We start from the raw sequence: 16,158 nt of genomic DNA, 5'->3' as shown, positions 1-16,158 counted from the left end.
GTCCGGGCCCTCCCCCCCGTGGGGCCAGGACAGACGCGCGGAGTCGGTGGGCGCGCGGAGCCAGTGGGCGCTCTCCTCAGCCGTGCAGGCGGCGCAGCACCCGGAAGGCCACGAACACGGCCAGGGCGGCGAGGGCGAGCAGGATGCCGGTCTCGACGAGCTGGAGCGGCCAGAAATGGGAGGAGGGGTGGACATCGGTGAACGGGGTGACGCCGCCGCGCCCGCGCATGCACACGGTCATGTCCCCGCCGGGCATCTCCTCGGGGGTGCAGTCGTTCCAGTACACCGCCTTGCCTGTGGCGGTCAGCATGCCCGAGTCGATGAACCAGGAGAAGTCGTCCGGGTTCCGCTCCCCCGAGAACCGGGCGATCGGCCAGAGGTGCTCGCGCAGCTGCGTCATCGTCAGGGCGACGGCGCCGACCAGGAGCGCGGTGATCGCCATGGCCGGGAGGGTGCGGCGTACGAGTACGGCGACGAGCGCGCCGAGAGCCACGGCCAGCAGGGCGTACCCGAGTGTGACCGGGCCGCTGCCCGGGTAGACGGCGCTCTCGTACCAGCGCAGCCCCCAGGCGAACCGGTCGGGCTGGAGGGCCATCCAGCCCCAGCGGTACACGGGCACCACCACGGCGGTCGCGGCCGTGGCCAGGACGACCGGGACGGCGAGGCGCACGGTCAGCCACCGGGCGGGGGCGACCGACTGGGTCCAGGCCATCTTGAAGGTGCCGCTCTCCAGCTCACGGGCGATGAGCGGGCCCGCGACGAAGACGCCGAGGAGCGCGGCGAGCAGCAGCATCACGGTGCCGCCGTCGGCGAGGAACGTCTGGGTGTTGATGCGGGCGCTGGTGGGCCCGTAGAGGTCATCCCCGCACACGGTGGTGTCCCCGTCCGGGCAGCGCTCATCGGAGGCCGCGACCGCGACCCAGATCCGCAGCGCCACGACCGCGGCGACGCCGAGCAGGAGCAGTGCCCCCGCCGTCCGGAGGGAGCGGCGGTGGGTGCGGAGCAGGACGCGGACGGAACCGCGCAGGCCCTCGGTGGGCGCGCCGGTGCGGGGAGCTTCGCGCGCGCCGTCGCGGGCGCCGGGTCCGTGCTGGGTGAGGGTGCTCATGCCGAGGTCACCGCCTCGCGGGAGGTGTGGGCCGTCGCGCTGGGGGTGAGCAGCGGCGGGGCGTCGGGCGCGCGGAGGTGTGCCAGCAGCAGTTCCTCCAGCGAGGGTTCCGTGATGTCCCAGGCGGTGTCGTCCACCGGGCCCTCCTTCCTTACGAGCGCGGTGAGCTGACGTCCCGTCGTGCGGGATTCGACGACGGTGTGCGGGGCCGGATCGCGGACCCGGCCGGTGAGCAGGGCGTGCGCGCCGACGAGGTCCTCGGTCTCGCCGCCCAGGCGGACCCGCCCGCCGTCGACGAGCAGGAGGTAGTCGCAGGCGCCCTCCAGCTCGGTGAGGATGTGCGAGGACAGCACGATGGTGGTGCCGTGCTCGGCGGCCTCGGCCATCAGGACGCCCATCAGCCGGTGGCGGACGAGCGGGTCGAGGTCGGCCATCGGCTCGTCGAGCAGCATCAGTTCGGGCCGCTTGCCGAGCGCGAGGGCCAGGGCGAGCCGGGTGCGCTGGCCGCCGGAGAGCGAACGGACCCGGGCGTCACGGGGGAGGTCCCCGACGACGCGTTCGGCGGTGTCCCGGTCCCAGGTGGCGGGGTTCAGTTCGCCGCCCGCCCAGAGCGTGTCCGCGACCGTGAGCTGCGGGTACAGCGGTTTCTCCTGGGCGACGTACGCGATCCGGTCGCGGGCCTCGGCGGGGGACGAGCCCAGGACGCGCAGGGTGCCCGCACCCGGTGCGCGCAGTCCCGCCGCCAGTGCGAGCAGCGTGGACTTGCCGGCCCCGTTGGGCCCGACGAGCGCGCAGACCCGTCCGGCGGGCAGCCGGAACGTGCAGTCGCGCAGGGCCCATTGCCTTCCGCGCCCGTACGTCATTCCGAGGCCGTCCGCCTCGATCGCAGCGCCAGTCATGCGTGCTGGTCCCCCTTGAATGTGCTGTCCAGTACGGCGGTGAAGAGGGCGCTCACGTCGTCCCTCTCCAGCCCGGCCTTCCGGGCCCGGCGGGCCCAGTCGGTGAGTTCGGCGCGCAGCGGCGCTTCGGTGTCGGCCGCGGTGCCGCCGAGGGTCCGGCGCACGAAGGTGCCGAGCCCGCGCCGGGCCTCCACGAGCCCTTCGCGCTCCAGTTCGCGGTAGGCCTTGAGCACGGTGTTCGGGTTGATGGCCGTGGCCTCGACGACCTCCCGTGCGGTGGGCAGCCGGTCGCCCGGTTCCAGTACGCCCAGCCGTAGGGCCTGCTTGGTCTGCTGGACGATCTGGAGGTAGGTGGCGACGCCGCTGCGCCGGTCGATGCGGAACTCGACCGCTGCGGACTCTGCCATGTTCACCACCCTTTCACTAATTAAGTAGTGAAAGGGTGGCGCAAAGAAGGGGCGGCGTCAAGTGACGCCGCCCCTGGGGGAAATGAGGCCAGGTCAGGACTCCGTGCGGTACATCAGATCCACCTCGTGGGTGGTGAAACCCATCCGCTCGTACACCGTCACGGCCGCCGTGTTGTCGGCGTCGACGTAGAGCATCGCGGTGGGCAGCCCCTCGGCGGCCAGGTGGCGCAGCCCGATCGCGGTGAGCGCCTTACCGAGGCCGCCGCCCTGCGCGTCGGGCCTGATGCCGACGACGTACACCTCGCCCAGCTGCTCCTGCGCGTGCACCTTCGTCCAGTGGAAGCCGATGATCTCGCCCCCGCGCTCGGCCAGGAAGAAGCCCTTCGGGTCGAACCAGGACTCGGCCTCGCGGTCGTCCAGGTCCTGCTGGGTCAGGGAGCCCTGCTCGGGGTGGTGGGCAAAGGCGGCGCTGTTCACGGCGAGCCAGGCGGTGTCGTCCTGTCCGGGCACGAAGGTGCGGACGGTGACGCCCTCGGGCAGGACCGGGTCGGCGAGGCCGAGGGGGATCAGCGTGCGCCGGAGCTGGCGCAGCTCGCGGAAGAGGGAGAGGCCGAGGACCTGGGCCAGATGCCGGGCGGCGGACCCACCGCCGTGCGCCCACACCCGCAGCCGCTTCCCGGTCGTGGCGAGGAGGGCGGCGCCCAGGGCCCGCCCGTGCCCGTGGCCCCGGTGGGCGGGGTGTACGACGAGTTCGGCGGCGGGGGCCTCGACGGGGTCGGTGTCCTCCAGCTGGGCGTACCCGGCGAGGGTGCCGCCGGCGGTGAGCAGGAGGTGGCGCACGCCCACGCGGTGTCCGCCCCGGAGCCGGAGCCGCCCCTGCTCGGAGACCGCTTGCCTGCCATCGGTCCGGGCCGCCTCGCCGAGCAGGTCGAGGACGGCTTCGGCCTGCGCGGGGTCGAGCGCGTCGAGGGTCTGAATCTCGCGTCCGGGGGCGGGGAGGGGCACATCAGTCGTCATGCGTACGAGCGTACGGCGGACGGCTTCGAGGCGGGTCACACGGCTTCGGGCGGGGCGTGCAGCACCTGATCCGCGATCCGCGACAGATCCTCGGCACTGGGCAGCAGCCCGCGGACCCGCTCGGGCAGACCGGCGTACGTACTGACGGCCAGTGGCTGGTTGGAGCCGCGCAGCGCGTACTCGACCATGGCCCGGTCGCGGCTCTCCGCGATGAGGATGCCGATGGTGGGCTCGTCGCGTTCCTTGTCCCGGACCAGGTCGTCCACCACCGCCACGTAGAACCCGAGCTGCCCGAAGTGCTCGGGCCGGGCCTTTTGGGTCTTGAGCTCCAGCACGACGTAACAGTGCAGCTTGCAGTGGTAGAAGAGCAGGTCGATGCGGTACTCGCTGTCGCCCACCACGACGGGGTACTGACGCCCGACGAAGGCGAACCCGACGCCCAGCTCCGTCAGGAACCGGATCAGGTGGGTGACGAGTGCGTCCTCCAGTTCCCGCTCGGCCGGCCGGCCGCCCAGTTCGGTGAAGTCGAGGCGGTACGGGTCCTTGAGGATCCGCTTCACCGCGTCGGAGGTGTCGGGCAGGCTGACGTCGAAGTTGTTGGCCGCAGCGCCCTGGGCGAGGTGGAACTCCGTGTGGATCATCGAGCCGAGCTCGTCCCGGGACCAGCCGTGGTGGACCGCGTGCTGGGCGTAGAAGTCCAGCTCAAAGCGGGTTTTGCACTTGCTCATGAGGAGGACGATGTGGCCCCAGGGCAATTGTCCAACAGCTTGTTGGACAATTGAGCCGGGCCAGGTCCGCGCCATCTGCTGCATGTAGTGGAGATTGCTGCGGCTGAACCCCCGCTGGTTCGGGAACTCCGTCCGCAGCTCGGTGGCGATGCGGTCGATGACCTTCGTCCCCCACCGCTCCCCGCTCTGCCGCTCCAGGATCGTCCGCCCGATCTCCCAGTACATCAGCAGCATCTCGGTGTTGACCTTGAGCTGTGCGCGCACATGAGCGCCCCGCACGATCGACTTCAGCTGGTCGACCATCTCGTTGAAGCCCGGCGGCAGGTCCGACGTCCGTGCGCCCGGTACGACGGCCTTGGCCGTGAGTTCGCTGTCCATGCCGTACAGGCTTGCGCCACACGTGCGTGCCGTGACGTTTCTGCCTGCATATGTAAGCCAAACGAGTTATATGCACCCTTAGGTCCTCCGTGCGGCCTCAAGGGCAACCAGCTCGTAACCCGAAAGCCCCTGTTGCGCTACGCGCGTTGACTCTAGGCTGCGGCAGGCAGGATTCAGACTTTTGACCACTTCCCAACCCTCCCGCTGAACTCACAAGGGGACCGATGTCAGCGACTCCGCAGAAGAACCGTGCGTCCCGGCGGGTGCTCGCCGCCGCAGCCGGGCTGGCCACCGTGGGCGCGCTCGTCGCCGCGCTGCCGGCCGGCGCCCAGGACCGGGGCAACGGCCACGGTCACGGCCACGGGCACAAGCCCCGCACCGTCGACGTGCAACTGCTGTCCTTCAACGACCTCCACGGCAACCTGGAGCCCCCGGCCGGTTCCGCGGGCACGGTCTCCGAGACGCAGGCCGACGGCACGGTGAAGTCGGTTCCGGCCGGTGGCGTCGAGTACCTGGCCACCTCGCTGCGCAAGGCGCGCGAGGGCAACCGCTACTCCGTCACGGCCGCGGGCGGCGACATGGTGGGCGCGAGCCCGCTGCTGTCGGGGCTCTTCCACGACGAGCCGACGATCGAGGCGCTGAACGGCCTCGACCTCGATGTCACGTCGGTCGGCAACCATGAGTTCGACGAGGGCGCCACCGAGCTGGCCCGCCTCCAGAACGGCGGCTGTCACCCGGCCGAGGGCTGCTACGAGAAGGGCAAGAAGTTCAAGGGCGCGGACTTCCCCTACCTCGCGGCCAACGTGACGAAGGAGAAGACGGGCAAGCCGCTTCTCAAGCCGTACACGGTGTGGAAGAAGAACGGCGTCAAGATCGGCTTCATCGGAGTGACCCTGGAGGGCACCCCGAACATCGTCACGGCCAACGGCGTCAAGGGCCTGAAGTTCCACGACGAGATCGAGACGATCAACAAGTACGCCAAGGAACTGGACCGCAAGGGCGTCAAGTCGATCGTCGCGCTGATCCACGAGGGCGGGGCCCCGGCCTCCACCTCGTACAACTACGACTGCGACAGCCCCGGCGCCGGTGACGGCATATCCGGGCCGATCGTCGACATCGCCAAGGGCATCACGCCGAAGGTGGACGCGCTCGTCACGGGCCACACCCACCAGGCGTACGTGTGCACCGTCCCCGACCCGGCGGGCAAGCCCCGCATGGTCACCTCGGCGTCCTCGTTCGGCAAGGTCTACACCGACACGACGCTCACCTACGACCGTCGCACCAAGGACATCGTCCGTACGTCGGTGAAGTCCGCGAACCACGTCGTCAGCCGGGACCAGTCCAAGGCCACCGACATGACGAGGCTGATCGCCCGCTGGAACGCCCTCGCGGCTCCCATAGCCAACAGGCCGCAGGGCTGGATCACCGCCGACATCAACGGCCGCGGCTCCACGGCCCCCGAGAAGCCGCTCGGCAACCTGATCGCCGACGCCCAGCTGGAGGGCCTGGCCCCGGCCGACAAGGGCGGCGCCCAGATCGCGTTCATGAACCCGGGCGGCATCCGCTCGGACCTGGTGCACAAGGCGTCCGGAAGTGAGGGCGACGGGGTGGTGACGTACGGCGAGGCGTTCACCGTTCAGCCGTTCACCAACATGATGAACGTGGTCGACCTGACCGGCGCACAGCTGGTCGAGGCCCTTCGGCAGCAGGTCAGCGGCTCCAACGAGGCCAGCCCGAAGATCCTCCAGGTCTCCAAGGGCCTCACCTACACGCTGGACATGACGAAGACGGGCGCGGCCCGCGTGGTCACCGACACCGTCAAGCTCGACGGTGCGGCGATCGACCCGGCGAAGAGCTACCGCGTCGCGATGAACGAGTTCCTCGCGGGCGGCGGCGACGGCTTCGCGGCCCTCGGCCAGGGCACGAACAAGCTGGTCGGCGCGTCCGACCTGGACGTGTTCAACACCTACCTGGCGGCCCACTCCACGGCGACGGCCCCGCTGGCCCCGCCGGCCACGGACCGGATCACGATCATCAAGTGACCCCGTGACGCGGGTGACCGCATGAGTGCGTGAGTACGAGGGTGGGGGCGGTGGGCCGGAAGGCCGGCCGCCCCCACCTTCTTGGTCTCCGTACGCCGCCGCTCTCGATGCGGCCCTGCTCGACCAGGTGCTCGTAGGCGTTGGGATCGCGTTGTTGCGACGGCCTTCAGCCGGAAGCGTCCCGCCCACGCGGTGGCCGTCGTCCGCGCCCTCCCGCCGCGTCTTCCGGTCGCGTACGCGGTACCGGCACGAAGGCCAGCGCCGCGGCGAGCGCGCCGAGGACGACGGCGACGACCACGAAGTCCCAGTGCGGTACACCGCCGCAGGGTACGGGAGGCGTCACGGCTGCGGATCGGGCCGGCCCAGCGTGAACCAGACGGCCTTGTGCCCCGGCAGGCGGCCGTCCAGCGTGTTGGTGCCCCACGCGAGCGCGAGGCTCTCCACCAGCAACAGGCCGCGTCCACCGCCGTGTTCCGGCCCCGACCGCAGGGCGGCGAGCACGTTCCCGGCGCAGGCCTCCTCATCCGCGACGGAGACGGTGACCCGCTTCCGGTTGACCGCGACATGGACGCGGATCAGTGACGTACGGGTGTGCCGGTGTGCGTTGGTGACCACCTCCGAGACGCAGAGGCGTGCGTCGTCCACAAGGCTGAGATGTCGGCTCACCCGCAGCAACGAACCGACGAAGTCCCGCGCGATCCTGGCGGCGTTGGCGGTGCTGGGAAGGGTGAGGCGGTAGCTCTCCCCGCCAAGCGGGTTGATGGGAACGGGAATTGTGGCGGTGGCGGTCATGTCGTTCTCCCCACACGGTCTGGTGTCTCCGAGCGTGTGCGCTGCGCGTCGCCCCGTGGCGATGGCTGGACAGGCGCAGCAGTCAACGCACGCCTGTGCGGCTGCACTTCGGGCTTGCCGACGTGTAGCGCGTGGTGAGAGCACCGTAGCGCATCGTCTAACGCGTTAGACGTGAATCCGTAAAGCATTCGCCCCTTTGGGTAGGGTCGTAGCCAGGGGCCACAATGGGGTCCGACAAGAGGAGGGTCGATGCCATCGAGGAAGGCGCCCACGGCACGACAGCGCCGCCTGGGTACTGAGTTGCGTCGGATCCGTGAGCACACTGGCCTGTCGCTCACCGAGGCGGCGGCCATGTTGGGCACCGATCGCACCACTATCAGTAACGTCGAATCCGGAAGGTTCGGCGTGAGTGCCGAGCGGGTGCGAGCGTGGGCCGGTCACTACGGATGTCCCGACGACGTGTATGTCGATGCGCTGGCCGACATGGCTACCGAGCGCATAAGCGGCTGGTGGGAGGATTACCGGAGCCACCTCACCAGCGACGCTCCCGACCTGGCCGAGTTGGAGCACCATGCGGTGGCCATCAGGTCGGTGCAGATCATGTATATGCCCGGCCTGCTCCAGACCGAGGACTACGCGCGTGCGGTTTTCGGCGAGAGCGTGCCGCCCCCGAGCCCTGCCCGTCAGCGGCGCCAGTTGTCGCATCGGCTGCGGCGCCGCGACGTGCTCGATCGGGACGACCTGGGCTCGTGCACGTTCCTCATTCATGAGGCCGCACTGCGCATGACGTATGGCGGTGCCACGGTGGCTCGCAGTCAACTCGACTACCTGATGAGGCAGTCGGAACGCGAGAACGTCACCGTTCGTGCGATCCCGTTCGCGGCAGGCGGTTTCCCGTACGCGAGCAGTTCGGCACACTACCTCTACGGTGTGGTGCCGCAGCTGGACACGGTGCAGACGGACACGTCGACCGGGTCGGGATTTCTGGATTCCGAGACGAGTCTGGAGAATTGGCGAGTCGCTCTGGACCGGACCGAAGAGAAGTCGCTTGATCCGGTGAGCTCGCGGGACTTCATTCGCCAAATCGCACAACAAGTATGAAGGCGTGAGAATGTTGGAAATTCAGTGGCGCAAATCCTCGAAATCCTCCAATGCCGAAGGCTCTGACTGCCTTGAGCTCGCCGAGGTCGGTGGCGAGATCCTGATGCGTGAGAGCGACAACCCCGAAGTCGTCATCCGCACCACGCGTGCCAAGCTGCGGGCGTTCTTGGGTGGTGCGAAGGGCGGCGAGTTCGACGATCTGGCCTAGTCGGCCGGGTCGCGTTCGCTTCGGGCGGTCTCCTACCGGCGCAGGTGGGTGGCCGCCCGTTCGGTTGTGGGTGCTGTTTCCCTGCCCGTCGGCGGCTACTGCTGCGGGGATGTCCCCTCGGGAAGCCCCAGCGCCTCCGCCAGGTGGCGCCGGGTGTGGGCGAAGGCCTCCTGGGCGTTGAGGACTCCGGCTTCCACGGTCAGAAGGTGCCAGGGGGTCCGTGCGAGGAGGCGGCGGGTCAGGTCCGCCTCGTAGCGGAGGTGCGCGGCGGCCGAGGCGAGGTCATGAACAGCCCGGGTGCCGGGGGAACCGGCGAGTCTGGCCACGTACCAGTCCTCCCAGGCGGCGCCTTCCCGGTCGACGGCGCGTCGCAGTGCCGTGTCCGGGTCGTCGTGGACGTACACCACCGTGACCTCGGCGGGTTCCACGGCCCGGGTCAGTTCGGCCATGACGTGGATGAGCGTGTTCTCGTCGTGGCCCCATGCCACGAGGGACGGGACGAACGGCAGGAGGGCGTCGGTCACCAGGTGGTCCTTGCCTGACCCGAGTGACTCCTCGACGTAGGCCCGGGTGCACGCGACGAGGGTCGCGGGCCGGACACCGGCGGCTCCGCCGGCGAACTCCTCCGCGACGGGGCGGAAGGCCGGTCGCGTGAGAACGTCGGCCTCCTCGAAATGGTCGACCGATGCGCCGGCGTCGGTGAGCCAGTCGGCCACTGCACGGCACAGGGTGGATTTGCCGACGCCGGGGCTGCTTCCGATCACGGAGATGAGATGCGCGGTCATGGCGACAGTCTCTCCATTCTCGGCGCGGGCACGTGAGCCATCGGCATCCGAACCGGAAGAATGCGGGGAGTGAGCACGCGCAGAAGTTTTCTCGGCTCCGCCACCACAGCCGGTGCCATGGGATTCCTCGGCGGCCATCGGGCCGCATCCGCAGATGGCGTGAGCAATTCTCCGGGTTCGGCCGAAGGGGGCCGGGAACGCCGGGCCCGCGACGCGATCCTTGCGGCCGAGACCGGAACGCAGCATCATTACGACGCGCTCCGGGCCGAGTTGATCGACCACCTGAGTCCGGTCATCGTCATTCAGAACGACGACCAGGGCGGCCTGTACACCCTCATCCACAACGGAGAACAGGAGTCGCTGCACCCTGTCTCCGAGGTCTTCGAGCTGGCCAAATCCATCGCCCACATTCCGCTGGGCATCTACTCGATCATCGCCCCGTACCTCGGCCGCCGGCTCCCGGATCTCCCCAGCTCCGCCCGTCTCGACCAGCACGACGTGGACATGGTGGCGTTCAAGGGGCCCGAGGAGAAAGGCTGGATCGGTCCGCTCCGGGATTTCGGCACGACCCTGACGACAGCCAGGCAGCAGCTCGGCAACGCGGACCTGCCGCAGCGGCTGGAAGCGTCGAGTGCGCAGATCCTTGACGGCGCGATCGACTTCATCCACCGGTCCGTGCGTCGCGGGCAATTCGACATGGAGTCCTTCGAGAACTTCACCGGCCCGTTGAGCGACGCCATCCGTACCAACGTGTGGCACGCGTCCAGGGTGCAGATCGAAGGCGTGGAAAACCTCATGGGGCGGTGGCGGGAGACGATCGGTGAGGAGGACTGGCCCGATCTGTACGTCGTCGTTCTGTCGATCTGGACGACGTCCGCCCTGAACCAGAACTCGATCATCGTCAGACAGCTCATGGATCCCGCGAAGGCGGACTCGCACCTGATCGACCTGCCGACGGCCCAACTGCCCGCCGACCCCGTCTTCGTCGCCCTCGACAACCTGGCCCGGATCGTGCAGGACAACATCGCGGCGGAGCTGGTGTTCCCCGTTGACCATGATCTGGCGGACGCGCTGAAGGGGCCCGAGGATCTGCTGGCGCAGGAGATCCTGCATCAACTCGCCTGCCCCTACCGGAGCGCGATCGCAGCGAGGAAGGCCGCACGGGTGGCGCCGTAGGCCGTGGTGTTCTCGCGGCCCGGTTGCCCCGTCCGTTCCCGGCGACCTCCGGCGGCATGGTTCGGGTCCGGCCGCACCTGCGTATCACTTGTCGGCAATCATTGCCTCACTCGTTAGACGTCAAACACTTGATACGCATCGGCATCAGGCGCTAGCTTCGTGGCGTAGCGCCGGGCGACGCGTGCCCTGTCGGGAACATGTCGATGGCGCTCAACACCCTCTGCCTCTGCGCCGGTTGAGGGATTCCGAAGGGGCTCCCCTTGTTCGCCGCTCGTCACGCCGGCTCCGTGGACAAGGGGTGGTCCTGACGATGCCAGAAGGCAGCTCATGCCCGACGACCCCGAACCGTCGCCCTTTGCCGTGCGGGCTTTCTGGTGCGAGCGAGTCACGTACCGGTCCATGGAGGCGGACGAGATCGCGGACTTGTCGCGGTGCTCCGTGCCTGTCCCTGGAGAGGCGATCCGGCGGGTCCGATCGGAGGTGCGTGCGCTGGCCGCCGGGCTGCCGCCCATCGAGCGGCACCGCGCGCTGTCCTGGTTGTACGGGGGCGGTTGCATCGGGGCGTTGGCCTTCTTGTACCGGGGTGAACCCTGCGGATTCTCGCTGAGCCATCGGGGTGCGTGGATCGAGTGGACCGTGCGCCCCTACCTCGTATTCCATATCGGCGGCAGGACGCGGCTCCCCGTCCCGTCCGAAGCGGCCGACGCGGCGCGGTCCGATGCGTCGCCGCTGGGAAAACACGTGTGCGGTCCGTCCGCGGTGCGTGATAGGCACCGGGGCATGGGCGACCTTGAGACAGCGCGGCTCCTCCTCCATCCGCTGAGCGCCGATGAGGCCCATGAACTGGTGGCGTACGCCGAGGGCGGGCCGGACGGGCCGGGGCGGCGCGACTCCTGGGCGGCCGGGTATCCCCTGGACGGGGACGTGTCCGCCGCCCGGCGCCTTCTGAACTCCCGTACGGTCGAAGGCGCTACGCCGCACCCGCACCCCGGGGCGTTCGAGATCCGCCGTCGTGAGGACGGGCTGGCCATCGGGGGTGTGGACTTCCACGGTCCCGCCGACGACACGGGCAGCGTCACGATCGGGTACGGGCTCGTTCCGGCGGCGCAGGGCAGAGGGTACGCCTCCGAAGCGCTGCGCGCGCTGCTGGAGTTCGCGCGGGTGAGCGGTATCGCCCGCGTGAAAGGTGACGCCGACCACGACAACATCGCTTCCCGGCACGTCATGGCGGCCGCCGGCATGCGGCAGGTCGGGGAGGACGAGCGCGTGTCGTACTACGAGGTCTCGTGGGGCGACACGGACTCGTGCGCCGAGACCGGGACGGGTGTGGTCCACCTCTGACAGGTCGCCCGATCCGGCCGGTTACCCGACGATTGTGCCGCCGACGTCGTCGAGGACCTGCCGGGCGGTCTCCACGACGAGGCCGCGCCACGGCCGGAAGTCCTGGAAGTCGCGCTCGGGCACTCCCAGCACGTGCCACAGCATCTCCCCGACCTTCTCGGCATCGAAGAGCCGCGCGTCCGGGATGCGGGAGACCAGTTCGCCCGCTGTGGTGGTCCTGCCCGCGCCGAAGGTTCCGTTCAGCCAAATAATCACCGTACGACTTCAGGGTCATGGCCTTGTTCCTCTAGTGACGTGCTCCCGTCATAATGCGTGGGCTGACCCCCACGGCATACGGAGGCACCCCCGCATGAGCCCGTACACCGCTACCCGTAGGAACTTCCTGGCGGGCGCGCTCGCCGTCTCCGCCACCGCGCTGGCCGGCGTCGCGCCCGCCGTCGCCGGGGCGCGTACGTCCCGTACGGTCCGCACTCCGCAGGACTGGATGGGCGGCATCCCGGACGCGACCGGCCTTCAGCGGCTCACGATCCCGGGCTCGCACGATTCGGGCGCGAGGTACGGCGGCCCCTGGACCGAGTGCCAGAACACGACGATCGCCGAGCAGCTGAACAGCGGCATCCGCTTCCTCGACGTGCGGTGCCGGATCACCGGGGACTCGTTCGCCATCCACCACGGGGCGTCGTTCCAGAACCTGATGTTCGGCGATGTCCTCGGCGCCTGCTGGGACTTCCTGGCCGCGCGGCCGAGCGAGACCGTGCTGATGCGGGTCAAGCAGGAGTACTCGGAGGAGAGCGACGCCGCGTTCCGGCGGATCTTCGACCTCTACCTCGACACCAAGGGCTGGCGGCCGTTGTTCCGCCTCGACCCCACGCTGCCCACGCTGGGAGGGGCGCGCGGCAAGGTGGTGCTGCTCGCCGACAACGGGGGGCTGCCCGGGGTCCGGTACGCCGATCCGGCGGTCTTCGACATCCAGGACGACTACATGGCCGAGCCGTTCGGGAAGTACCCGAAGATCGAGGCCCAGTTCCGCAGGGCCGCCGAGCAGCCGGGCAAGCTGTTCATGAACTACGTGAGCACCGCCGCCCTGATGCCGCCCCGCTGGAACGCCGACCGGCTCAACCCCCAGGTGCACTCTTTCCTCGACGGCTCGGGAACCGCGGGCTGGACGGGCCTCGGCATCGTCCCCCTGGACTTCCCCGCGACCCGGTCCGGGCTGGTGGAATCCCTGATCCGGCACAACCCGGGGGCCTGAGGCGCGGGGCGCTGACCGCTTTCGTTTCTTTCGAATTGCGCGATGCTGGGTCTACTCTCAAAGGAGACAGGGCTATGCACGGCACTACTGAAGACCGCACTCTCCTGCCCGAGCACCGCGCGGAGACCGCTGAGCTCCGCGCCTTTCTGGACCGGACCCCGCAAGCTGTGGAGCCGGCCCTGCTGCGCGGCCCCGACGGCGCCACGCACGCACTGCCCCCAGAGGTCTACGAGGCGCTCATGGTCGTGGTGCGGGCGCTGTCGGAGGGCAAGGCGGTGACCGTCGCACCGGTGAACACCACGCTGACCACGCAAGAGGCCGCCGACCTCCTGGGAGTCAGCCGGCCGACGGGAATCGTCGAAGCGATGGCAGGGACGTTTCCCGACGGTCTCGTATCGGGATACGAGGCGCTCATGCCCGCCATGGCGAACGACCCCGAGGATCGGCATGTGCTGGCGGCGGCGGTCCGGGGCCAGCACATGCCGTCGTCACGCTGAACGTGAAGACTTCCCGGCCGAGGCGTCGGACCCGTACGAGATCGAGGTATTGCGCCCCGACGACTTCCTCCTGGACATGCTCGATCTCGCGCCGGTGGAGATGAATTCCGTCCTGCGCGCGCAGCTGGGTTCCTGCCGGCGGGAGCCCAGCGACCTGCACGGTCTGCTGGACCGGCTGGACCCGGGAGGCGCACCGCAGTTCGCCGCCGAGTTCCGGCGCCGTCTCTGACTTTGCCCGGTCACAGCTCCGGCGGCGGTTGCGGTGCCCCCGGCAGCCGGATCGACGCGACCGTGCCGGGGCCGTCGTCCGGGGCCGGGGTCAGGGTGATGGTGCCGCCCGCCTGCTGGACCGTGCGGGCGACGATGGACAGGCCGAGGCCCGAGCCGGGGAGCTGGCGGGCCGACGGGGAGCGCCAGAAGCGTTCGAAGACGTGGGGGAGTTCGTCGGCGGGGATGCCGGGGCCCCGGTCCCGTACCGTCAGCTCGCCCCGGTGCAGGGCCACGTCGATCGTCGCGCCGGGCGGGCTGAACTTCACCGCGTTGTCCAGGACGTTGACGATCGCCCGCTCCAGCGCGGCCGGTTCCGCCCGTACGTACCAGGGGGCCAGCTCCGCCGTGATCGTCAGCTCGGGGCCGCGCAGCCCGGCCCGTTGCAGGGCGGTGCGGGTGATGTCGTGCAGGGCGACCACCTGGAGCGGGCCGGGCTGGGCGGCGTCCGGGCGGGCCAGTTCCTGGAGGTCGCCGATGAGGGAGGCCAGCTCTGTCATCTGGGCCTTGACCGACGTCATCAGCGCCTTGCGGTCGTCCGGCGGGATCGCCCGGCCGGTCTCCTCGCTGCGGGCGAGCAGTTCGACGTTCGTACGCAGTGAGGTGAGCGGGGTCCTCAGCTCATGGCCCGCGTCCGCGATCAGCTGGGCCTGGCGGTCGCGGGAAGTGGCGAGCGAGGCGGTCATGGAGTTGAAGGAGCGCGAGAGCCGGGCGATCTCGTCCTCGCCCTCGACCGGGATGCGGACGGTGAGGTCCTCGGTGCGCGCCACGTGCTCCACGGCCTCGGTGAGCTCGTCCACCGGGCGCAGCCCGGACCTGGCCACCCACAGCCCGGCGGCGCCCGCGCCGACGACGCCGATGCCGGAGACGAGGGCGAGGACCCAGGCGAGGGTGGAGAGCGGGGCGTCGATCTCGCTCAGGGGGCGGGCGACGGAGACGGCGAGCCGGTCGCCCGCCGAGCCGACCCCGACCACCGGCAGTTTGCGGGTGTAGACGCGCATGTCCGCGCCGTCGTCGTTCTCGGTCGTGTGCAGGGCGTCGTGCCGCTGCCCCGACGCCACGGCGATGTCGCTGGGCTGGGCGGGAATGGGCGTGGTGTTCGGGGCCGGGCAGTAGGTGCCGTTCGCCGCCACGATCTGCACGGTGTACTGGCCAGGGAACTCCTGGGCCGGCAGCTTTCCGCCGCTCAGGCACGCGGTCAGCAGGTCCCGCATCTTGTCGTTGTCCATCTTCGCGCTGCGCAGCGAGTTGTCGAGCTGCCCCTCCAGCTGGGCCCGCGTCACGAACCAGCACGCCGCCGCCGCCGCCGCGACGGCCACTGCCACCGCCGTCGCCACCAGCAGCGCGAGCCGGGACCGCAGTGGCAGGGCGCGGAACCGGCGCACCAGGCCCGTCACCCGTCACCGCCGCCGGACCGCAGCGCGTATCCCACGCCGCGCACCGTGTGGACCAGACGCGGTTCCCCGCCCGCTTCCGTCTTGCGGCGCAGGTACATCACGTACACGTCCAGGGAGTTGGAGCTCGGTTCGAAGTCGAAGCCCCAGACCGCCTTGAGGATCTGCTCCCGGGTGAGGACCTGGCGCGGGTGCGCCAGGAACATTTCCAGGAGGGTGAATTCGGTACGGGTCAGTTCGACCCGGCGCTCTCCCCGGGTGACCTCGCGGGTGGTGAGGTCCATCCGCAGGTCGGCGAAGGACAGGACGTCGTCGTCGGTGACGTCCGCGCCCGCCGCCGCCGCGTAGGAGCTGCGGCGCAGCAGGGCCCGGATGCGGGCGAAGAGCTCGTCCAGTTCGAAGGGCTTGACCAGGTAGTCGTCGGCGCCCGCGTCGAGGCCGGTGACCCGGTCGCCGACGGTGTCGCGGGCGGTGAGCATGAGGATGGGGGTGGTGGTGCCGGTGGACCGGATGCGGCGCGCGGCGGTGAGGCCGTCCATGCGGGGCATCTGGATGTCCAGGACGATCAGGTCGGGGGCGTACGCCTCCGCCTTGGTGAGGGCGTCGTAACCGTCCACGGCGACCTCGGTCCCGTACCCCTCGAACGCGAGGCTGCGCCGCAGCGCCTCGCGCACGGCGGGCTCGTCGTCGACGATCAGGATGCGCTGCGGATCGTCTTCGGCGGGGCTCATCGCTGCTCGTCCTCTTCTCGTTCCGGCCTGATACG

18 protein-coding genes and 1 pseudogene are annotated in these 16,158 nt (G+C 69.9%); 8 read left to right on the top strand and 11 right to left on the bottom strand.

Going from position 1 to position 16,158, the window contains the following annotated elements; translation table 11 throughout:
- Positions 1-76: 76 nt before the first annotated feature.
- The 5 genes from OG413_RS08925 to OG413_RS08905 all read right to left on the bottom strand — a co-directional run bounded on the left by OG413_RS08925 (position 77) and on the right by OG413_RS08905 (position 4,537).
- Complete coding sequence (locus OG413_RS08925; RefSeq protein WP_266804094.1) at positions 77-1,108, bottom strand: ABC transporter permease; 1,032 nt, start codon at positions 1,106-1,108, stop codon at positions 77-79.
- On the bottom strand, positions 1,105-2,007 hold the full coding sequence (locus OG413_RS08920; RefSeq protein ID WP_266804092.1) for an ABC transporter ATP-binding protein: 903 nt from the start codon (positions 2,005-2,007) through the stop codon (positions 1,105-1,107). Before OG413_RS08920 ends, OG413_RS08925 begins: the two co-directional genes overlap by 4 nt.
- Entirely contained in the window at positions 2,004-2,414 is a 411-nt protein-coding gene (locus OG413_RS08915) for a GntR family transcriptional regulator (RefSeq protein WP_266804090.1), read from the bottom strand. The genes OG413_RS08920 and OG413_RS08915 overlap by 4 nt, the downstream gene beginning before the upstream one ends.
- Positions 2,415-2,507: 93 nt before the next feature.
- Complete coding sequence (gene mshD, locus OG413_RS08910) at positions 2,508-3,431, bottom strand: mycothiol synthase (RefSeq protein WP_266804089.1); 924 nt, start codon at positions 3,429-3,431, stop codon at positions 2,508-2,510.
- Positions 3,432-3,466: 35 nt separating this feature from the next.
- A complete protein-coding gene (locus tag OG413_RS08905) occupies positions 3,467-4,537 on the bottom strand; it encodes a YhcG family protein (RefSeq protein WP_266804088.1) in 1,071 nt (356 codons plus the stop codon).
- A 224-nt stretch (positions 4,538-4,761) separates the two neighbouring features.
- Between OG413_RS08905 and OG413_RS08900 the strand changes: the two genes are divergently transcribed.
- The gene (locus OG413_RS08900; RefSeq protein ID WP_266804086.1) at positions 4,762-6,579 is read left to right on the top strand and encodes a bifunctional UDP-sugar hydrolase/5'-nucleotidase; all 1,818 of its coding nucleotides are present in this window, start codon (positions 4,762-4,764) and stop codon (positions 6,577-6,579) included.
- Between the two features lie 166 nt (positions 6,580-6,745).
- Here OG413_RS08900 and OG413_RS08895 read toward each other — a convergent pair whose 3' ends face one another.
- Positions 6,746-6,922: a hypothetical protein gene (locus OG413_RS08895; RefSeq protein ID WP_266804084.1), complete on the bottom strand. Its 177-nt coding sequence runs from the start codon at positions 6,920-6,922 to the stop codon at positions 6,746-6,748.
- A complete protein-coding gene (locus OG413_RS08890; RefSeq protein WP_266804082.1) occupies positions 6,919-7,371 on the bottom strand; it encodes an ATP-binding protein in 453 nt (150 codons plus the stop codon). The genes OG413_RS08895 and OG413_RS08890 overlap by 4 nt, the downstream gene beginning before the upstream one ends.
- A 249-nt stretch (positions 7,372-7,620) precedes the next feature.
- Between OG413_RS08890 and OG413_RS08885 the strand changes: the two genes are divergently transcribed.
- Entirely contained in the window at positions 7,621-8,472 is an 852-nt protein-coding gene (locus tag OG413_RS08885; protein ID WP_266804080.1) for a helix-turn-helix transcriptional regulator, read from the top strand.
- 10 nt (positions 8,473-8,482) lie between these two features.
- Complete coding sequence (locus tag OG413_RS08880) at positions 8,483-8,680, top strand: DUF397 domain-containing protein (RefSeq protein ID WP_266804079.1); 198 nt, start codon at positions 8,483-8,485, stop codon at positions 8,678-8,680.
- A 95-nt stretch (positions 8,681-8,775) separates the two neighbouring features.
- Here OG413_RS08880 and OG413_RS08875 read toward each other — a convergent pair whose 3' ends face one another.
- Positions 8,776-9,465 (bottom strand): hypothetical protein, encoded by a 690-nt coding sequence (locus OG413_RS08875; RefSeq protein WP_266804078.1) that lies wholly within the window; start codon positions 9,463-9,465, stop codon positions 8,776-8,778.
- A gap of 159 nt (positions 9,466-9,624) precedes the next feature.
- On the opposite strand from OG413_RS08875, the gene OG413_RS08870 reads away from it, so the two are divergent.
- The gene (locus OG413_RS08870; protein WP_266804077.1) at positions 9,625-10,641 is read left to right on the top strand and encodes a hypothetical protein; all 1,017 of its coding nucleotides are present in this window, start codon (positions 9,625-9,627) and stop codon (positions 10,639-10,641) included.
- 780 nt (positions 10,642-11,421) lie between these two features.
- Positions 11,422-11,982, top strand: a complete 561-nt coding sequence (locus OG413_RS08865; RefSeq protein ID WP_266804076.1) for a GNAT family N-acetyltransferase — start codon at positions 11,422-11,424, stop codon at positions 11,980-11,982.
- A gap of 27 nt (positions 11,983-12,009) precedes the next feature.
- Here the strand turns inward: OG413_RS08865 and OG413_RS08860 are convergent.
- Positions 12,010-12,237, bottom strand: a pseudogene (locus tag OG413_RS08860) (ATP-binding protein); the annotation flags it as partial.
- Positions 12,238-12,331: 94 nt separating this feature from the next.
- Between OG413_RS08860 and OG413_RS08855 the strand changes: the two are divergent.
- The 3 genes from OG413_RS08855 (at position 12,332) to OG413_RS08845 (ending at position 13,960) form a co-directional block, all read left to right on the top strand.
- The gene (locus OG413_RS08855) at positions 12,332-13,234 is read left to right on the top strand and encodes a phosphatidylinositol-specific phospholipase C (protein WP_266804074.1); all 903 of its coding nucleotides are present in this window, start codon (positions 12,332-12,334) and stop codon (positions 13,232-13,234) included.
- 74 nt (positions 13,235-13,308) lie between these two features.
- Entirely contained in the window at positions 13,309-13,731 is a 423-nt protein-coding gene (locus OG413_RS08850) for a hypothetical protein (protein ID WP_266804073.1), read from the top strand.
- Positions 13,732-13,780: 49 nt separating this feature from the next.
- Positions 13,781-13,960 (top strand): hypothetical protein, encoded by a 180-nt coding sequence (locus tag OG413_RS08845; RefSeq protein ID WP_266804071.1) that lies wholly within the window; start codon positions 13,781-13,783, stop codon positions 13,958-13,960.
- 10 nt (positions 13,961-13,970) lie between these two features.
- Here the strand turns inward: OG413_RS08845 and OG413_RS08840 are convergent, their stop codons facing one another.
- Both OG413_RS08840 and OG413_RS08835 read right to left on the bottom strand, forming a co-directional pair.
- Positions 13,971-15,395 carry a cell wall metabolism sensor histidine kinase WalK gene (locus OG413_RS08840; RefSeq protein ID WP_266804070.1) on the bottom strand — a complete coding sequence of 475 codons (1,425 nt, stop codon included), beginning with the start codon at positions 15,393-15,395 and terminating at the stop codon, positions 13,971-13,973.
- The gene (locus tag OG413_RS08835) at positions 15,392-16,123 is read right to left on the bottom strand and encodes a response regulator transcription factor (protein WP_266804068.1); all 732 of its coding nucleotides are present in this window, start codon (positions 16,121-16,123) and stop codon (positions 15,392-15,394) included. Before OG413_RS08835 ends, OG413_RS08840 begins: the two co-directional genes overlap by 4 nt.
- Between the last annotated feature and the right edge of the window lie 35 nt (positions 16,124-16,158).

The sequence above is a fragment of the Streptomyces sp. NBC_01433 genome, from assembly GCF_026340105.1.
GTDB lineage: Bacteria > Actinomycetota > Actinomycetes > Streptomycetales > Streptomycetaceae > Streptomyces.
Note: the sequence above shows the minus strand (reverse complement) of the source record. Positions and strands in the feature narration are given on the sequence as shown.